Below are 19,196 nucleotides of genomic sequence, written 5' to 3'. Positions count from 1 at the left end.
AAATCTCCCGGGTGGCTGAAACGATGCTGCCATCTTAGCCCCGGGCTGCTGACAGTCTGTGTCAGTAGCGTTCTGACAAGCAACGCCTACTGGTCTTCAGCAAAGGCATTCTCGCGCCGCCAGCTCTGCAGCAGCACGCTGCGGTGCTGCGGATAACGCAGCTTGGTGACAGTCAGCAGCTTGATGCGGTCACAGCGGAAGTGGCGAAAGCTGCCGCGCAGTTCGCACCAGCCGATCACCAGTCGCTTACCCTCGAAGAAGGCGAGCGCAATCGGCCAGATCAGGCGCTCGGTGGCGCTGCCGTGCTCGTCGCTGTAGCAGATGTTGATCTTGTGCTGGCGCCGGATCGCTTCGCGGATCGGCCCCAGGTCGACGTCGTTGACCGCTTCCTGCTGGTAGCTGGCGGCCCACAAGCCCATGTTGGCCATGTTGTCGCGCAGGTCGGCCGGCGCCGCGGCGGCGATCTTGTTGAGCGCATTGGCAGCGGCCTGGGTCAGACCGGCGTCGCCCTGGCGCTGCACCCAGCGCGCCCCCAGCACCAGGGCCTCCAGCTCATCCTCGCTGAACATCAGCGGCGGCAGGAAAAAGCCGGAGCGCAGCACATAGCCCAGCCCGGCTTCGCCTTCCAGCGGCGCCCCCAGTTCGATCAGGGTCTGGACGTCGCGGTAGATGGTGCGCACCGAGACCGCCAGCTGCTCTGCCAGCCGCGCCGCCGTCACCGGCCGCCGGTGGCCGCGCAATGCGTCCATCAGCATGAATAAGCGCCCGGTGCGGCTTGACGCCTGTGCCAACATGCCCTCCTTGTGTGACTTGCTGCGTTATGTGTGGATTGTAGTTACGGATTGCAATGCGGCGGCCATCAGGCCGCCGCTTCCTGCTTTTCCTGCTAAAACCCTATTTGGTCAGCGACAGCAAAGTCTGCTGGCCGTTGCGGAAAGTATAGATCGAGAGTGTGCCGTTCTTGATGTCGCCCTTGGCGTCAAACGCGATCTTGCCGGTGACGCCGGTGTACTGGATCTTGCTCAGCTTCGGCAGGTACTTCTTGGGGTCGACTGAATTCGCTTCCTGCATGGCAGTGGCCATCAACATTACGGCATCGTAGGTATACGGTGCGTACTGAACGATATCGGCCTGGTATTTCTGCTTGTAGGCGGCCTTGAAGGCATCCAGCGGCGCCTGGTTTTCTACGCCGCCGGCGATCGCGCAATACACTTGATCGTCCAGCAAGCCTTCGCCAGCCAGGCGCGGCAAGGCGCCGGTGCAGATCGCATCGCCGCCCATGAACTTGGCGGTAATGCCGAGCTGGCGCATCTGCCGCAGCATGGTGCCGGCGCTGGCGTCGATGCCGCCGAAGAAAATCAGGTCGGGCTGCTTGGCCTTGACCGCGGTCAGGATAGCGCTGAAATCGGTGGCGCGGTCATTGGTGTATTGGGTAGACACGACATCGACGCCGTTGGCCTTGGCATCCTTGAGAAACTCGGTGGCCAGGCCCTGGCCGTAGGCGGTGCGGTCATCGATCACGGCGACCTTCTTGGCATGCAGGGTCTTGGCTGCATAGCGTCCCATCGCTGCGCCGAGCTGGGCGTCGTTAGCGACCACGCGGAAGGTGGTGTTGAAGCCTTGTTCGGTATATTTGGCGCTGGTGGCGGACGGCGAAATCTGCGGAATGCCGGCATCGAAATAAATTTTGGAAGCCGGAATCGAGGTGCCCGACTGCAAGTGGCCGACCACGCCCGCCACCTTGGCATCCACCAGTTTCTGGGCGACGCTGGTGGCCTGTTTCGGATCGCTGCCGTCGTCCTCGGCCTGCAGCACGAACTTGATCTGCTTGCCACCGATGACCAGGTGCTTGGCATTGAGATCGTCGATCGCCATGCGCGCGCCGTTTTCATTGTCCTTGCCGACGTGCGCCACCGGGCCGGTGATCGGGCCGACGTGGGCAATCTTGACTACCTGTTCTTGCGCCTGCGCGGTAGCCGCCAGCGTCAAGGCAACAGCGGCGGCCAACAGGGTGGTTTTGGCATTGATCTGCATTTTGTCTCCCAATATTGATTAACCCTTGGATTCTACCTAAAAGATGCGCTATACCCCAGCCTGCAGCGCCAGGTCGGCGCTCATGGCGGCGACCAGCGGCCCCCAGTCACCCAGTTCGGCTTGGCGGTACAGGCGCATGGAAGGATACCAGGGCGTGAAGCGCTGGCAGTCATACCAGCGGTAGTCGCAGGCCTGCGCCAACATCAGCCACACCGGGCGCTGGCGGGCGCCGGCCAAGTGCGCCGGCGCTGAATCGACCGTCAGCAGCAGGTCCAGCTGTTCCAGCACATGCGCGCTATCTTCGAACGAGCGCAGCTGCGGCGCCAGGTCGATTACGCGGTACTGCTCCAGCAGCTGTCTCTCGGCGTCGCTCAAGGCGCCGACCTGCAGCGAAAAGAAATCGGCGTCGGCGCTGGCCAGCAGCGGCGCCAACGCTTGCAGATCCATGGAGCGGAAGGGTTCGTGCCGCACCTGGGTTTCGCTGCGCCAGACCAGCCCTATGCGGCGCCGGCCGCTGCTGCCTGCGGCGAGTTTTTCCTGGATGCCGGCGGGCAGCGCATAATCGGCTGCCAGTCCCAGATAGCCCTGTGCAGCAACGGGAAAGTAAGGATTTTTCTGATAGCGGGTAAACAGTGCGAACGCCCAGGTGATGTAATCGCAGCCGTGCATGCCGCTGAAGCTGTCGTCGACAATCACGATCGGCAGGCCGCTGTTCAGCATCAGGCTCTGCGCCGCAGGAGGCACCTGGCAATAGATCCGCGCAGCCCCTTCCTGTTGCAGGTTTTTCACATAGCGAGAGAATTGCAGCAGGTCGCCGATGCCGCCTTCAGCGCCGATCAGGATAGTCTTGCCGGCCACCGGCTGCTCATCCAGGACCTTGTCCTTGAACGGCAAGAACCAGCTATTGTCGCGATTTTGCGAAGCCAGCCGAGTCCATACTTCACACCACTTCGGCTGGTGCAGCAAGCGCTGCAGCAGGCGCGCTTCGTGAAATTTTCCCAATCCGTACTTGACGACCGCCAGTTCCAGCCTGATCTGATAGTAGATCTCTTCATCCGCTGCGACTTGCGGCAGCAGCTCTTGCAGCATGGGTTCTGCTTGCGCCAGGAGGCCAAGGCAACTCATGAAATAAGCCAGTTGCGCGCGCTGTATCGGCACGGTCATTTTTCCCGACCATTTCAGCGCCAATGCAATGGCGTCCTCGGCCTTGCCGGCCTGCTGCAGCCGGGAGATGAGATCCAGCGCCGTCTTGCCATTGGTTTCCTGCTGATAGGCAGTGTAGGAAGTCGTCAGGTCATCGAGAACTGGCATAGGGACTGGGGAACTTTCGCTGTAAATATTGGCAGCTGGCGCTGCGGACGGAGGATATTGACGATATCTTAACGGATACTGCAGGATGCCAGGTGGGTTGCCGAACTTGGGTTCAAGGGCTTTTCGGCACAGTCTCGATACCATTCCAGGACGCTCCGCTGCATTTGCCGCTCTGCGTCAGCAGCCAGCCTTGCAGCTGGCGGCCGATGACCAGCGGACTGCTGCTGAAACATTCGCCCTTGGGCGGCGCCGCCATCTGCCGCACCGAGACGAACAATGGTCCGCGCGGTTCAATGATGGGCGCGCTATTGCGCACCTTGCCGCTTTCCAGTTCGGCGTAGCAATCGTAACGGCGGCCGGAACTGTCGGCGGTAACGACGCCGACCAGGCCGCGGTTCATCGGATAAACGTTTTCGACAAAGCTATTGCCGCCTTGCGGATGCCTGGCCAGACAGGCATTGGCAGCTTGCATCACGTCCTTGTCAGCCAGCATGTCCGGCATCGACATCGGCATATCGTCTGCCAGCACCTTGTCGGAAACCAGGGCCAGCAGCAGCAAAGAAAGCAGAGACAATTTCATACGACCTTCCTTCTATTTCTGTAGCGCAACACAATAATGTATTCGGCGCAATGGACGGCTAACTCTAAACGGTTTGTTGTTTTTCGCAAACCCTAAAGTTTCCTGACATCAGGCAGTCACATTTGCTTGTGACAATAGAAAGCTAACCAGGCACACGCTGGCTGCGCCTGTCTTCCGGCCCGATTATTCAACCATCCATCACAGGATACATTCATGAAACTTCATCCCCTGGCGCTGGCGTGCGCAACGCTGGTTTATCTGTGCGGCTGCAGCGGCAGCAGTAGCAACAGCCTCACCCCCGGCGGCGCCACGGTGAGCGGCGTCGCCGCCAGCGGCAAGGCGCTGGCAGGGGTGACCGTCAGCATGGTCGACAGCAGCGGCCAGAATCTGCAGACAGCGCTGACCGATGGCAGCGGCAACTTCACGCTGCCGCTGAAGGGCACCGCGCCCTTCATCCTCACGGCGCCGTTCAACGACGCCGACGGCAGCGCCGCCTCCCTGTCTTCGGTGATCATTCCCGGCGCCGGCAGTGCAGTGCAAGCCAACCTGACGCCGCTGACTTCGCTGGTGACCCAGCGCGTGCTGGGCCTGGTCCCTAACGGCAGCCCGAGCGCAGCGCAGATCAGCGCGGCGAAAATCAGCGCCGCCAGCATCGCCCAGGCAGTCAGCGATGTCACCCTGCCGCTGCAACCCTTGTTTACCGCGCTGGGCGTACCCGCCAGCGAAACCACCGACCCGATCGGCAACGCCGTCTACCGGGCTGCCGCCAGCGACCCGCTCGACAATCTGTTCGACCTCGCCCGCTTCAACGTCCACGCCGGCCAGGTTGCGGTCGGCGCCGACGCCAACCGCGCCGTGCTGACGATTCCACCTAGCGGCAACATCAGCGGCGCATTGCCGGCGACGGCGATCCAGTCGGTGCTGGCGCTGAACAACGGTCCGACCACCACGCCGATCCAGAACGTGATCGTGATCGTCGGCGAAAACCAGACCTTCGATGCCGTCTTCGGCGCTTACCAGCCGACTAGCGGCCAGACCGTCAAGAACCTGCTCTCGCAGGGCATCATCAACACCGACGGCACGCCTGGCCCGAACTTCAGCCTGGCCCTGCAAAACCAGGGTGCAACGCAAACCGCCTATACGCTCAACCCGACGCGTGCCGGCGCCTACGCCACGCTGCCGCAACCGACGGCGATCGGTGAATTGAAAGCGCCGACCTTCCAGGATCCGGGCGGCGTGCCGGATACGCGTTTCCCCGCCAACTTGCCCAGCGGGCCGTTCCAGCTCACCAAGTATGCGCCCTACGGCACCGCCGCCAGCGCCCAGACCGGCGATCCGGTGCATCGCTTCTTCCAGATGTGGCAGCAGACCGGCGGCGATAATTCCAAGCTCGACTTGTTTACCTGGGTAGCGGCAACCGTCGGCCAGGGCGGCGACACCAAGGGCATCACGCCAAGCAATCCAGGGCAGGGCGGCGAACTGATGGGCTTCCTCAACATGGCCAGCGGCGACGCCCCTTACTTCAAATCGCTGGCGCAGCAATATGCGTTGAGCGACAATTACCATCAGGGCATCATGGGCGGCACCGGCGCCAATTTCTTCACCATCGCCACCGGCGACCTGCCTTACTTCAATAACGGCGGCGCCGTCGGCACACCGCCGGCGAACCAGATCGAAAACCCGAATCCGCTGGCGCAAACGCCGAACTTCTATTCGCAGGACGGCTATCAGGGCGGTTCCTACGTCAACTGTTCGGATGCCAGCCAACCGGGTGTCGGCGCGATCTTGAATTTCCTCAGCGGCAAAAAGGTCAAGAGCAATTGCGACGCCGGCAAATACTATCTGGTGAATAACTACAATCCTGGCTACGACATGAACGGCAACGTCCAGCCTATCGGCCCCAACAATTACAACTACCCGCCGCAAACCGTGCCGACCATCGCCGAAGGCCTGGCCAAGAAAAACGTCGCCTGGAAATGGTATACCGGCGGCCGCGAAATTGCCGACGTGACGGCCGACGCCGCCGCCCTGGGTTTCCCGGTGGCGGTCGCGCAAGGCGCGCAGTACAACGCCATCGGCGACCCGCTGGTGGCCTCCAGCAATGTGATGAACAGCAGCTTGAAATCCAGCCTGGCCGGCCTCACCACTTTCTACAGCGACGTCGCCAAAGGCACCCTGCCGGCGGTATCCTTCGTGGTGCCGAAGAATCTCGACAGCGGCCACCCCGGCTATTCCGCCCCGGCCCGCTATGAAGCCTTCCTGCAAGACCTGATCGCCAAGGTCAAGGCCAACCCGACGCTATGGGCGCATACCGCGATCCTGGTCACCACCGATGAAGGCGGCGGCCACTTCGACAGCGGCTACATCCAGAACGTCGATTTCTTCGGCGACGGCCCACGCATCCCTTTCCTGCTGGTCTCGCCCTATGCCCGCACCGGCTTTATCGACCACACCTACTACGATCACTCGTCGGTGCTGAAATTCATCGAGCGCAACTGGCGCCTGCCGCCGCTCTCGCCGCGCAGCCGCGACAACCTGCCCAACCCGGTCAGCGTCGCCGCCGACCAGTACCGCCCGGTCAACACCAGCGCCGTCGGCGACCTGATGGCCATGTTCAACTTCTAAGCCCCATTAATTGGGGTCAGAGTCGAATATGTCGCTACGGCTATATTCGACTCTGACCCCAATTAAAAGGTGGCGGCAACTATATGGGAATGGATCAAACGTCTTGAGCAGCAGATATAGTGGGCTGGGGTTCCTGGAGGGGGGCGGGGTGATTGCCGTGCTGGCGTCGGCTGCGCTGTTGCTGGACGGCTGCCATGACGCCAAGGCGCCGGCACATGCTGATGTTGCTGCTTCTGCCGCGGCGGTAGCGATGGCAGCAGTGCCGGCTACGCCGAAGCCGGGCTTGAAAATGTGGGTGCGCTATCCTGAGCCGGCGGCTACGCTGAGTGCGGCGGCGCAGCTGGGCAAGCAACTGTTTTTCGATGCTTCCCTGTCGGCTTCCGGCACGATGTCTTGCGCTACCTGCCATAGTCCGGACCATGCTTACGGACCGCCGAACGGATTGGCGGTGCAACTGGGCGGCGCCGGCATGGAGCGGCAGGGTACGCGCGCCGTACCGTCCTTGCGCTACCTCGGTTTCACGCCAAAATTCACTCGTCATTACTATGTGCCGGGGCCGGACGACACCGAAGACGAGGGGCCGACCGGCGGTTTCACGCATGATGGTGCGGTCAATTCGCTGCATGAGCAGGCCTTGATTCCCCTGCTAAACGTGAACGAGATGGCGAATCCGAATCCTGCCGCGGTGGTCGCCAGATTGCAGAAGACCAGTTACGTGGCGCAGTTCCGGCAAGTCTATGGCGCCGATATCTTCGAGCGGCCTGCGGCAGCGCTGGAACAGGCGACGCTGGCATTGGAAGCCTTCCAGACCGAAGATCCCAGCTTCCATCCTTACACCAGCAAGTTCGATGCGGCGATGGCGGGCAATGCCGATTTCACGCCAGCGGAACTGCGCGGCTACGGCTTGTTCAACAATCCGGACAAAGGCAATTGCGCCAAGTGCCACGTCGACACTCCCGGGCCGGGAGGACGGCCGGCGCAGTTTACCGATTTCGGTTTCCAGGCGCTCGGCGTGCCACGCAATCCCGAGATCGCCGCCAACCGCGATCCGCGCTATGCCGACCTCGGCATCTGCGGCCCGGACCGCAAGGACATGGCGAAAGAAGCAGAGTTCTGCGGCATGTTCAAGTCGCCGACCCTGCGCAACGTGGCGACGCGCGGCGCGTTCTTTCATAACGGCCGTTTCCACACATTGGAAGACATGCTGCATTTTTATGTGGAACGCGATACCGATCCTGGCAAGTGGTATCCCAAGGTCAACGGCAAGATAGTGAAATATGACGATCTGCCGGCACGCTACCGCGGCAATATCGACAGCCTGGATGCGCCTTTGAATCGAAAAAAAGGCCAGGCGCCGGCTCTCAACGACGAGGAAATCGGCGACCTGATCGCGTTCCTGAAAACCTTGAACGACGGCTATTCGGCCAAAGCGGGCGCAGCGCGCATTGAATAGGAATCGTCAGGGTGGCGCCAGCGGGTAGGGCGCTTTATTGGCGCCTGGCGCGCGCAGGTTAACGATCACACGTTCAACATCCGGCGCAGCGCGAACAAAGGCTTCCAGCGCCGCGGCCGTGATGGCGGGGTCGGCGCTGCAGCCTTCGACCCAGACAAAACGGCGCTGGAAAGTCAGCCATAGGCTGCTGCGGGCGAACGCCGGATCCGCAGCAAAATGGGCCTGCACGACCTGCGCTATCGGCGCATCGTAAAGATAAGAATTCGGCTTGCTGCACTGGCCGGCCAGCCAGCAACTGGTGCCGCGTTCGGTACGCCAATGCGATTCCCTGTGCGCCTCTTGCTCGCTCACCAGGGGACCTAGCGGCTGCGGACAATCTGGCACGGCGTTGCGCACCTGGATGAAGGGATCGTTGAACCAGTTCTTCAGGATCTCGCCGTGAGCCGGCGGCGGCATGGCGCATGCCGCCAGCAGGACTGGCAGCAAAGCGCGAAAGCGTCGTGCTTGCAGCATACCGTTCCTCCTCAAGCAGCAGTGCTTGCGCCACAGACGGCCGGAGCGCAGGACGCACTCCGGCTGCGCCGTATCAGCCGGCGAACTTGTCGGTCGCTGTGATCAGCTGATGCAAGATGCCCGGTTCGCTGTAAGCATGACCGGCATCCTCGACAATATGCAGCTCTGCTTCCGGCCAGGCCTTGTGCAGTTCCCACGCGGTCTTCGGCGTGCAGCAGACATCGTAGCGTCCTTGCACGATGACACCCGGAATGCCGCGCAACCGGGCGACATCGCGCAGCAGCTGCTGGTCTTCAAAGAAGCATTCGTTGATGAAGTAATGGTTTTCGATGCGGGCAAAAGCGATCGCAAATTCCGGATCTTCATGCGCCTGCGCCAGCGACGGATCGGGCAACAGCTTAACGGTACTGCCTTCCCACACGCTCCATGCCTTGGCCGCCGCTAGCTTGGCGGTCTCATCGGAACCGGTCAGACGGCGGCTATAGGCTTGCACCATTTCATGCCGTTCAGCCGGTGGAATCGGCGCCAGGAAAGCTTCCCACTTGTCCGGGAACTGGCGCGATGCGCCGTCCTGGTAATACCATTGAATTTCTTCGCGCCGTCCGGTGAAAATCCCGCGCAACACCAGTTCGCTGACATGCTCAGGATGTTTCTCGGCATACGCCAGCGCCAGGGTGCTGCCCCAGGAGCCGCCAAATACCTGCCATTTATCGACTCCCGCCATTTCCCGCAGGCGCTCGATATCCGCCGCCAGATGCCAGGTTGTATTCGCTTCCAGATTCGCATGCGGCGTGGAGCGCCCGCAACCGCGCTGGTCGAACAGCATGACGCAGTACTTTGCAGGATTGAACAAGCGCCGATGGTCAGCATTGCAACCCCCGCCCGGCCCGCCATGCAAGAACACCGCCGGCTTGCCGGCAGGATTGCCGCACATTTCCCAATAAACCTGATGCCCGTCCCCCACATCCAGCATGCCCGACTTGAACGGTTCCAGCGGCGGATAAAGGCCCAGCAATTGCGGAGGAGTTTGCGGCACAGCGGGTTGGCTGATAGTCATGAAATGGTTTCCTTGTGGGAGTGGAGAACAATGATCATAACAAATCTGGCGGAGCAGTTCAGCAGATGAAAATGGCAGCAATCAAGTGCGGTGGGGTAGGGGGTTGCCGTTGCCGTTGCCGTTGCCGTTGCCGTTGCCGTTGCCGTTGCCGTTGGTTTTGACGCTGGGGTTGCTTTTGAAGTACCCCGCATGCTGACGTTGCCTTCCCTCCGGTCCCCGACGGGTGCCAGTCGGGAATTATGGGACACATGTTTGAGCGAAGCGAGTTTGTGTCCCATCCGACTGGCACCCGCCTCATTTGGGGACCCGACCGAAGGGAGGGCAACGGCTGTGCGGTCGCCTTCTTTTTGGTTACTTTTTCTTGGCGAAGCAAGAAAAAGTGACTAGCTGCCGGGCTACCCCCGGCAAGCCTCCACGGAGTAGCAAACGTTTTAGCAACCCGCTGTTCGTTCTTAGCATGCCATCGTACTCACTCCGTAGCCCGTTAAATAGGGTCGGAGTAATTTTCGCAAAAACCGCGAAAAAAAACTCCGACCCTATTTAACTAAGTTGCCGTTGCTTTACGGCGTTCCCCGCGTAGACGCTGCCAAATCAGAGCAAACTTAAAATGCAGCCGCACTCACTCAGTAGTCCGTCAATTGGGGTCAGAGTAATTTTCGCGAAAAGCCGCGAAAAAAACTCTGACCCCGATTGACTTCACTTATAGCGATGCGGCTAATTCTGCACCTTCGCGAATGGCGCGCTTGGCGTCCAGCTCGCTGGCGAACGAGGCGCCGCCGATCAGGTGGTAGCGCAGACCGGCCTGCTGCGCCTTGGTCCTGACCGGTTCACCAGGCTTGCCTGGAACGATCGCATCAGCAGGCACCAGCTCATGCAGCGACTCCTGCCCCGCGCAAATCACCACGTTATCCACCTCCAGCAAACGGCTGACGCCACCCACCGAGATATGCAAACCACGGTCATCGATCCGCTGATACTCAACCCCGCCCAGCATCTCCACCCCATTCCGCTGCATCACGCTACGATGCACCCAGCCCGATGTCTTGCCCAGGCCAGCCCCGACCTTGCTCTGCTTACGCTGCAGCAGATGAATCACCCGCACCGGCTCCACCGCAACAGGAGGCCGCAAGCCACCCGCTGCTGACGCCAAAGGATCCACCCCCCACTCATCCATCCACTCCGCAATCGGCACCGGTAAAGGCACATGCGCGTCGTGCAGCAAGAATTCGCACAGGTCGAAACCGATGCCGCCCGCCCCGATCACCGCCACCCGCTTGCCCACCGCCGCCTTGCGCTGCAAGACATCCAGGTAAGACAGCACCATCGGATGATCGATACCCGGAATCCGCAAACTGCGCGGCGCCACCCCGGTCGCCACGATCACATCGTCAAAGCCCTGCGCCTCCAGCTGCCGATTGTCGACCCGGTGATTGAGCCTCAGCTCGACACCGGTGCGCTCCAGGCGGCGCTGGAAATAACGGATGGTTTCGCTGAACTCTTCCTTGCCCGGGATCTGCATCGCGATATTGAACTGGCCGCCGATCTGCGCCGCCGCCTCGAACAAGGTCACCTGATGCCCCCGCTCGGCCGCCACGCTGGCCGCCGACAAACCCGCCGGCCCGGCGCCGATCACCGCTACCCGCCGCGCCTTGACGACCGGACGATAGACCAGCTCAGTCTCATGGCAAGCCTGCGGATTGACCAGGCAGCTGGCGCGCTTGTTCTGGAAAGTATGGTCCAGGCAGGCCTGGTTGCAGGCGATGCAGGTGTTGATTTCATCGGCCCGGTTCTCTTGCGCCTTCAGCACGAATTCCGGATCGGCCAGGAACGGCCGCGCCATCGAAATCATGTCGGCGTCCCCCTCGGCCAGGATCTGCTCCGCCACCTCCGGCGTATTGATGCGGTTCGAAGCAATCACAGGTATCCCGACGGCGCGCTTGAGACGCGCCGTCGCCTCGCGGAAAGCGCCGCGCGGCACCGACGTGACAATGGTTGGAATCCGCGCCTCATGCCAGCCGACGCCAGTATTGATCAGCGTCACGCCAGCCTTTTCCAAAGCCTGCGCCACCGCCACCACTTCCTCGCCTGTATTGCCGCCCCCCACCAGGTCCAGCAAAGACAAGCGATACATGATGATGAAGCGTTCGCCCACCGCCGCCCGCATGCGCTGCACGATCTCCACCGCCAGCCGCATGCGGTTCTCGATGCTGCCACCCCAGCGGTCGGTGCGGTGGTTGGTGCGCGGCGACAGGAATTGGTTGAGCAGATAGCCTTCGCTGCCCATGATCTCGACGCCGTCGTAGTTGGCACGCTGCGCCAGCGTCGCACTGCGCACATAGGCATCGATGGTGGACTGGATGCCGCGTTCGCTCAGCGCGCGCGGCTTGAACATCGAGATCGGCGACTTGATGGCCGAAGCCGACACCACCAGCGGCTGATAACCGTAGCGCCCAGAGTGCAGGATCTGCATCACGATCTTGCCGTCTTCCTCATGCACCGCGCGGGTCACACGCCGATGGTTGTAGATATCGCCCAGGCTGTTCATGGTGCCGCCGAAGGGCAGCAGCCAGCCTTGCCGGTTAGGCGAAATGCCGCCGGTGACGATCAGCCCGGCGCCGCCCTTGGCGCGCGCACGGAAATACTCCGCCAGCTTCGCGTAGTGGAAAAAGCGGTCTTCCAGGCCGGTGTGCATCGAGCCCATCACCACCCGGTTCTTCAGCGTGGTGAAACCAAGGTCGAGTGGAGCGAGCAGATGAGGGTATGCGGGATGGGACATAGGTCTCTAGTGGTTTTGTAGATTCTTCAAGGAGCCACGGCAAACGCCAACAGTTTGCCACAGGGCTGGAATCTACCTGAAAAGCTGCGGCAGATCGCTGCAAAAGCCCTGTTTTAGCGCCGATTAGAGTCAAAAACCTATTTAGATCCCGTCCTCGATTACTCAGCAATACTCAGCTTACTCAGCGCCGGCCGAGTAAAGTTGTCAGATCTATCGCCTCGGCCATGGCGCGGTAACCAGCATCGCCCGGATGCAGGTGGTCGCCGCAATCGTAGGCTGGCAGGAGGCGCCCCGTATGTGCCGGATCCCTCATGGCAGCGTCAAAGTCGATGACGGCGTCGAATTGGCCGCTGCCGCGTATCCATCGATTTACCGCTTGCCGGGTCTTTTCCTTGCTTTCGGAATAATAGCTTTTCAGCTCGGTGTCCTGCAACGCGCCCTCGAACGGTGTCAAGGTAGCACCGACGATACGTACATGATGCAGACGCGCCCGCGCTATCAGCTGCCGGTAGCCGTCGATCAAGCGCTCCGCCGCCAAAGCTGGGTCCTGCGGCGTGAAGCTGCTGCCGGGCCAGCCGATGTCGTTGATGCCCATCAGCAGGATCACGGTGTCGAGGCCCGGCTGGTTCAGCACATCGCGCTCGAAGCGGGCGAGGGCGTTGACACCCATCTTGTCGCTCAGCACCCTGGCCCCGGATATGCCAGCGTTGATCACCGCAACATCCTGTGGGGCCAGGCGCTGCGCCAGCAGGTCGGGCCAGCGCTGGTTGCGGTTCACAGTAGAACCGCCGCCATCGGTGATCGAATCGCCAAAAGCCGCCACCACGCGCGTTGCGGGCCTCGCCTCGACAAGGATCGTGCTGAGGAACAAGCGTGCGTCCATGGTCTGGGCGGCATCGATCAGGGGCGCCGCCGTCAGGTTGCCTGGGGCGATGTAGGCGGTCTGCTTGCCGTCCCAGTGGAAGGTTGTGAGCGGCGTGATTTGCGGCAGGAAGATGCTGACCGCGACTTGGGCCAGCGGCGCCAGTTCAAGATCGACAGGATCGCTGACCGCCGGCGCGCCCGGCGCAATCGTCACCGTTTCGCGGCCACCGAAGGTGAGGGTGCGATCCGTGCCGGCGACGATGCCGGAGCCGTCGCCGGCCAGCGCGATATGCGCCGCGTCCAAGGTCAGCGGGGTAGTCCCGAACTCGTTCGACAGCACTACCCTGGCGCGCTTGCCGCCCAGGCTGATGCGAGCGATCTGGCGTACGGTCTGGTTCGACAGGCTTGCCGGAATATTGGTCGACAAAGCGAAGCCGGCCTCCCAGATCGGTTGCGGACTGGCGCTCCAGCTGGCGACCCAATGCAGCGTCGCCGGTGGCGCTTCCGGCGCCGCCGCGGCAAGCACGCTGCCGTTCAACATCGATAGCGTGGCCAGGATGGCGAGAATTTTCTGGTGCTTCATGAATGCTCCTGTTGGTCAGGCGGAAATCCGCATGCATTCAAGATAGTTCATTCCAGATTAATTCACTAGAGCGCATAATTGCATATCTCTTATTCCAAACTGGAATTATATGGATCAAATCAAAGCTTGCCGCAGCTTCGTCCGCGCGGTCGAACTCGGCAGCCTGTCGGCGGTGGCGCGCGAACAGCACAGCACGCAGCCGACCGTCAGCAAAACCATCGCCGCGCTGGAAAAGCAGCTTGGGGTGCGCCTGCTGGAACGCAGCACCACCAGCCTTACCGCTACCGAGCAAGGCAAGCGGTTTTACGAGCGCGCCAAACATGTGCTGGAAGAGTTCAATGAGGCGGTCAGCGACGCCCGCGGCCTGACCGAAAAGCCGGCCGGCCTGTTGCGCGTGAATGCTCCGCTCGGTCTCGGCCAGTTGCGGGTCAACGCGCTGGTGCTGGAATTTCTGGCGTTATATCCGGAGATCGAGGTCGAGCTGGTCTTGAACGATCGCTTTGTCGACCTGGTGGAAGACGGCGTAGACGTCGCCTTAAGGCTGGCCGGCACGCTGCCGCCCAACATGATCGCACGCAAGATCGCCAGCGCGCAGCGCTATCTGGTGGCGGCGCCGGCCTATCTGGCGCGCCACCCGAAGATCCGCCGCCTGCAGGACCTGGCCAGCCATCGCTATATCGGCTTTGCACGCCCGGCCAACGGCGAAGTGAGCCGGCTGAACGGCCCCGGCGGCACGGTCGAGATCGCCACCCGCAGCGGCTACCTGGTCAACAGTTCGCTGGCGATACGCGAGAGTTTCCTGATGGGCGCCGGCCTTGGCATCTGCCCATCCTGGCTGGTGCACGACCTGCTGGAAAGCGGCCAGCTGCAGCGCGTTCTGCCAGCCTGGAGCGCGGCGGGGCAGGAAGCCTCGCTGCTGTATCCGTCGCGCCGCTATCAATCCCTGCGCGCCACGGTATTCATGCAATTCATGGCGGAGCGGATTCCGGCATTGCCGGGATTTACCGCTCCCGTGTTCGGCCGCTAGGACGATCTTATTTCTTGGCGCTGGCGGCCACGCTGCGCTTGGCCTGGTTGAATACCGGACCCCACAAAGGATGGCCTTGCTCGCCCGGCGCCAGGTCAAATGCCGGATCGAGCCTCAGGGCCTTTTCAAACTGCTGCTTGCACAGCTTGCGGCGCGAGGTGACGCAATAGCTGAACGCCATGTATTTCAAGGCTTCGGTCTGGAATGACGTATCCGCCGACCAGATCTCCTGGCCGTTGGCGAGGCGTTTGATGGCGGCGCTGTAGCTGCCCTTGTTGTACAGGGCGATGCCATCGGTCAAGGCGGCTGGCGCCGGCGGCGGCTGGGGCGCGGCGACAACCGCCGCCGGCGCGGAGGAAGAAGCAGAGGCCTGGCCGGTCGCAGCCGGCGTCTTTGCCGTATCGATGGTGTCGCAAGCGCTGAGCGCGAAGATCGCAGCGATCATGGCGGCGCTGCCGCTACGGTAAAAAGAAATGGTCATGAGATGTGCCTGGCTGGAATGCGTTGATTAGGGCGAAAAATTGTAGTCGATACTACGCGATTTTTTCTGGCTGACGTCAATTTCAAAGACCTTGTCCGGAAAACTCGGATTAGCCACCTTGATCTGATGCTTGCCTTCTGCCAGGACCAGCCTTTTCAAAGGCGGGCTGGCGCCTTTCAGGTTGCCATCCACGCTCACGTTGCCCCACGGTTTAATGGTCAGCGCCACCACGCCGGTGGCATCGGCCACTTTTACTTCTGCCGGCTTGAGCTCTGCGGTTTTGCTTTCCACACCTTTTACCTCGGCCGCTTTAGCGGCAGCTTCTGCCACGCTCTTGCCTTGCAGTTCTGTCAGCCGGGCACGGGCCAGCTCGGCATGCTTGCTGTTCGGGTATTTCTGCAGGAACGCGGTAATCTGCTGCGGCGTAACGTCTTTCAGTTCCTTCAAGGTTTCCCAACCAATGGTTTCTTCGTCCAGGATCTGCTCGCCGGCCACGGCCGCGCTCGGCGCCGGCTTTGCTGCCGGCGCGCGCGCTGCCACCAGCGGCGCTTCCGGCTGCTGTTGCGCTGGCTTAAGCCACAGATAGGCGCCGGCGGCCAGTACGCAGACTGCTGCCGCAATCCATAAGGCAGGGGCACGCAGCGACCGTTCCATTACATTTGCAGTAGCGGCCACCTGGGCGCTGCTACCCTGCTTGCCGTCGTGCTTGCTATCCTGTTTGCTGCCGGCGGCGCCCGCTTTGCGCTTGGCGGCGCTGGACGAAGAGGGCGGCACGGCATCGTTGTCGGGCATCGGCATCGGCACCGACAGCTCAAGGTCGAGCAACTGGCGGAATTCTTCTATCGATTGCGGACGATCATCCGGCTTGACCGCCAGTCCCTTGTCGATCGCCGCCAGAAAGGCCTGGCTGAAGCCGCTGTGCTCGCCGTTCTGCAGCAGCTCGATGGGATCCTGGATCATGCGCGCCACGGAAGTCGGCGGCGCGGTTTTCTTGATGGCGAAATAAATCACCGCCGACAGCGAATAGATATCGGTCCATGGCCCTTGCTTCATCATGGCGTCGTCGGCGTACTGCTCGATCGGTGCATAGCCCGGCTTCAGAATCACCGTCAGCGAATGCGTCATGTCACCGATGATCTGGCGCGCCGCGCCGAAGTCCAGCAGCACCGCCTCGCCGCTCTTCTGGATCATGATGTTGTCGGGTGAGATATCGCGGTGCAGGATCTGCACCCGGTACATGGCTGCCAGCGCTTCCAGCATCGGCTTGAGCATGCTTTTCAGCCAGGCTTCCGTGACCTGGGACGGCGAGTTCTGCACTACGCTCTTGAGCGTGCGGCCTTCGTAATAACGCATCGCCATGTAGGCGGTATTGTTCTGCTCCCAGAAGCGGTACACCTTGATCAGGGCCGGATGGTCGAACTGCGCCAGCAGGCGCGCTTCCTTGATAAAGCTCTTGAGGCCGATGGTGAAGGTCTCGCGGTGGCGCTGCGAACGCACCACCACCTTCTTGTCCGGGCCGCGCCCGGCAAAGGCGCCCGGCATGTATTCCTTGATGGCGACCATGCGCCGCAGCGAGCGGTCGAAGGCAAAGTAGACAATGCCGAAACCGCCTTCGCCGATCACACCGATGATTTCAAAATCGGCCAGGCGCGTACCTTTCGGCAGGCAGTTCTCGACGGCCGTTGCAGACGGTTCTTGCGGGTCAACCGATTTGGCGTTTTGCATGTTCAGTTGGTTTCGACGTTAGCAATATTATTAGGATCTTGATCAACACGTCTTCCGTGATTAGTGATTGTTGGCTGCCTGCGGCTCGGCGACGTATATTGTAAACGCGGTGCAGTTATCGAGCGGCACATTACAGGCCTGGCCGTTTTTTTCCACAATCGCATGCATGATGGTGAGCCAGTCCTGGGCTGAGTCGGCTTGCGCCGCAGCCTGCGCCATTTCAGCTTCGCTGATCCATTCCCAGAAGCCGTCGGTGCACAGCAGGAAGGCATCGCCGCCCTGTATCGGCACCGGGTTCGGCGTCACCTCCGCCGGCGCGCTGCCCTCGACCCCGACCGCGGCGCACAGGATGCTGCGGCGCGGATGACGCCGCAACTGCTCGGCCGAACAATGGCCGGCATCGACAAATTGCTGGATCAGGCTGTGATCTTTGGTGTAGTGCAGGAGCTGGCCGCGGCGGAACTGGTAGATGCGGGTATCACCCATATGCCCCCACAGCGCGCAGCGGTTCTTCTGATCGATCAGCAACGTCGCCACGGTGGCGCTCATGTCTTTCAGGCGCGGGATCTGCGCCTGGCGCCGGTTCAGCTGGGCCACTGCGCAATCGAGATAGGATTGCAGCGCGCGCGGACCGAAGGACGCTTCTTCGACAAACATCTCCATGATCGCATGCACCACCACGTTCGACGCGATCTCGCCGCCATATTCACCGCCAACGCCGTCGGAGACGATGATGCAGCTCAAGTCGTCCTGCTGTGCACTGCCCCAGGAATCCTGGTTGACCTGACGGCCGCCGGCATGGCTAAGCTGCGCCAGGCTCAGCAGCAGCGGCGCCGCCGTGTTGCTGAGCAGCGACTGCTCAGGCATGCGGTGAGGCTTTCTTCAGCTTCTCGATTTTTCGTTCGTAGGCTTGCAGGAAGGCTTTACCGAACAAGGTCTGGAAATCATCCTGCGTCGCTTCGCCGATGATGCGCTGGTAGCGCGCAACATAAGCATCCCACAGCTTGGCTTTGCGGGTGGCCGGCAGCAGCGTATCCAGCATGCCGCCCTTTTGCGAATGCCGCTCCATCACTTCCGGATTGAAGCGCTGCATGGTTTCGTTCATGGTGGCGCGCATGCCGGACACCACGGCGACCTGATGCCCGTGCAGATCTTCATAGGCATCCTGCATGGCTTCGGCGGCGCTCATGAAGCCCGGCATTTTCTTGCGCAGCATCTGGCTCAGCACTGTCTGGCTGTCCGGGAAAAATTTCAGCGGATTGTTGTTGCGCACCACCACCTTGGTGACATCCGCATGCGCTTCACGCTTCACCAGCGCGCGCGCGGCGTTCAGGTCAATCGCACCCTGTACGGAGATCGCTAGCAGCTTGCCGACGGTTTCCATGAATTCCGGCGTCAGGCTCGGCGGCAGGGTGCCGGCGGGCAGGCCCGCACCCTTGGTGAAAGCTTGCATCAGCGCTTCGCTGGCGGCGCTGGTTTCGGCGGCGGGCGGGCTGTCGTCGGCATGATTGAGCGGCGCGGCAGCGGCAGTGGCCGGCGCCGGTGCCGCCAAGTTGACCGGTCGCGCCATCGTGGCAGCGGCCGGCGCTGAGGTCGGCAGGGCGGCATTGGCGGTCGCCGCCAGCTCCAGGTTCAGTTGCGCCAGCGCTGCCAGGCGTGTCTCGGATACGCTGAGCAAGGGCTTGCTGGCATTAACTCGGCGCACCGGATTGGTCGAGGTCATGTCTGGGTTGTCTTTCATTAAATTGAGCTGCGCTTCAGCACGCAGCAGATACAGTCCAATCTGGATTTCATCGCCGATCTGCAGTTCGACCTCGCATTCGACATCGATCTCATGGCCGTTCAGCAGGATCGGATTGGCGCGGCTGAGGTTGGTGATGGTCTGTCGGATGCCGTCGCTCTTGATTTCGGCCTGGGTGCGGGACACCAGGTTGCGCGGATCAGCCAGCACGAAATAATTTTCTTCGCTGCGGCCGAGGGTTTTCGGTTCACGGCCGAAGACGGCGGACAAGGGCTGCTCGGGCGCCACGTTGTTGTAAGAAATAACACTAATTTTGATCATCGATGTGGTCCAAGCCTGGTTTTGCAGACACAGTGCAAACACCTGCGGATTTGCGCAAATCGTGGATGCCTGTGGCTGTTTGCTTGGCAGCAAGTTTCATGCCCA

Annotated in this window: 15 protein-coding genes; 3 read left to right on the top strand and 12 right to left on the bottom strand. The window is 61.6% G+C overall.

Features of this window, described 5'->3' with window-relative positions:
- Positions 1-86: 86 nt before the first annotated feature.
- From CPter91_RS00540 to CPter91_RS00525, 4 genes are all read right to left on the bottom strand, one after another.
- The gene (locus CPter91_RS00540) at positions 87-755 is read right to left on the bottom strand and encodes a helix-turn-helix transcriptional regulator (protein WP_257722460.1); all 669 of its coding nucleotides are present in this window, start codon (positions 753-755) and stop codon (positions 87-89) included.
- A gap of 139 nt (positions 756-894) precedes the next feature.
- Positions 895-2,034: a branched-chain amino acid ABC transporter substrate-binding protein gene (locus tag CPter91_RS00535; protein ID WP_061935545.1), complete on the bottom strand. Its 1,140-nt coding sequence runs from the start codon at positions 2,032-2,034 to the stop codon at positions 895-897.
- A 48-nt stretch (positions 2,035-2,082) separates the two neighbouring features.
- Positions 2,083-3,345, bottom strand: coding sequence for a glycosyltransferase family 9 protein (locus CPter91_RS00530; RefSeq protein ID WP_061935542.1), 1,263 nt, complete (start codon positions 3,343-3,345; stop codon positions 2,083-2,085).
- A 112-nt stretch (positions 3,346-3,457) separates the two neighbouring features.
- Positions 3,458-3,925 carry a hypothetical protein gene (locus CPter91_RS00525; RefSeq protein ID WP_061935539.1) on the bottom strand — a complete coding sequence of 156 codons (468 nt, stop codon included), beginning with the start codon at positions 3,923-3,925 and terminating at the stop codon, positions 3,458-3,460.
- Between the two features lie 213 nt (positions 3,926-4,138).
- Between CPter91_RS00525 and CPter91_RS00520 the strand changes: the two genes are divergently transcribed.
- Positions 4,139-6,550 carry an alkaline phosphatase family protein gene (locus CPter91_RS00520; RefSeq protein WP_061935536.1) on the top strand — a complete coding sequence of 804 codons (2,412 nt, stop codon included), beginning with the start codon at positions 4,139-4,141 and terminating at the stop codon, positions 6,548-6,550.
- 103 nt (positions 6,551-6,653) lie between these two features.
- A complete protein-coding gene (locus CPter91_RS00515) occupies positions 6,654-8,003 on the top strand; it encodes a cytochrome-c peroxidase (RefSeq protein WP_236905910.1) in 1,350 nt (449 codons plus the stop codon).
- Between the two features lie 6 nt (positions 8,004-8,009).
- Here CPter91_RS00515 and CPter91_RS00510 read toward each other — a convergent pair whose 3' ends face one another.
- From CPter91_RS00510 to CPter91_RS00495, 4 genes are all read right to left on the bottom strand, one after another.
- Complete coding sequence (locus tag CPter91_RS00510) at positions 8,010-8,516, bottom strand: BON domain-containing protein (protein WP_061935533.1); 507 nt, start codon at positions 8,514-8,516, stop codon at positions 8,010-8,012.
- Between the two features lie 73 nt (positions 8,517-8,589).
- Positions 8,590-9,573 carry a prolyl aminopeptidase gene (pip, locus tag CPter91_RS00505; RefSeq protein WP_061935530.1) on the bottom strand — a complete coding sequence of 328 codons (984 nt, stop codon included), beginning with the start codon at positions 9,571-9,573 and terminating at the stop codon, positions 8,590-8,592.
- 700 nt (positions 9,574-10,273) lie between these two features.
- Positions 10,274-12,349, bottom strand: coding sequence for an NADPH-dependent 2,4-dienoyl-CoA reductase (locus CPter91_RS00500; RefSeq protein ID WP_061935527.1), 2,076 nt, complete (start codon positions 12,347-12,349; stop codon positions 10,274-10,276).
- Positions 12,350-12,530: 181 nt separating this feature from the next.
- Positions 12,531-13,796 carry an SGNH/GDSL hydrolase family protein gene (locus CPter91_RS00495; protein ID WP_061935524.1) on the bottom strand — a complete coding sequence of 422 codons (1,266 nt, stop codon included), beginning with the start codon at positions 13,794-13,796 and terminating at the stop codon, positions 12,531-12,533.
- Positions 13,797-13,905: 109 nt separating this feature from the next.
- Between CPter91_RS00495 and CPter91_RS00490 the strand changes: the two genes are divergently transcribed.
- The gene (locus CPter91_RS00490) at positions 13,906-14,823 is read left to right on the top strand and encodes a LysR family transcriptional regulator (protein WP_061935521.1); all 918 of its coding nucleotides are present in this window, start codon (positions 13,906-13,908) and stop codon (positions 14,821-14,823) included.
- A gap of 7 nt (positions 14,824-14,830) precedes the next feature.
- Here the strand turns inward: CPter91_RS00490 and CPter91_RS00485 are convergent, their stop codons facing one another.
- The 4 genes from CPter91_RS00485 to tagH are packed head-to-tail and all read right to left on the bottom strand — an operon-like array spanning position 14,831 to position 19,091.
- Positions 14,831-15,304: a TssQ family T6SS-associated lipoprotein gene (locus tag CPter91_RS00485; RefSeq protein WP_061935518.1), complete on the bottom strand. Its 474-nt coding sequence runs from the start codon at positions 15,302-15,304 to the stop codon at positions 14,831-14,833.
- A gap of 27 nt (positions 15,305-15,331) precedes the next feature.
- Complete coding sequence (locus tag CPter91_RS00480; RefSeq protein WP_099047145.1) at positions 15,332-17,029, bottom strand: serine/threonine protein kinase; 1,698 nt, start codon at positions 17,027-17,029, stop codon at positions 15,332-15,334.
- Positions 17,030-17,089: 60 nt separating this feature from the next.
- Entirely contained in the window at positions 17,090-17,896 is an 807-nt protein-coding gene (locus CPter91_RS00475) for a PP2C family protein-serine/threonine phosphatase (RefSeq protein WP_061935512.1), read from the bottom strand.
- Positions 17,889-19,091, bottom strand: coding sequence for a type VI secretion system-associated FHA domain protein TagH (gene tagH, locus CPter91_RS25480; RefSeq protein WP_150119587.1), 1,203 nt, complete (start codon positions 19,089-19,091; stop codon positions 17,889-17,891). Before tagH ends, CPter91_RS00475 begins: the two co-directional genes overlap by 8 nt.
- Positions 19,092-19,196: the final 105 nt, after the last annotated feature.

It is taken from the genome of Collimonas pratensis, assembly GCF_001584185.1.
Lineage (GTDB): Bacteria > Pseudomonadota > Gammaproteobacteria > Burkholderiales > Burkholderiaceae_D > Collimonas > Collimonas pratensis.
This window is presented reverse-complemented; position numbering and strand designations above follow the sequence as displayed.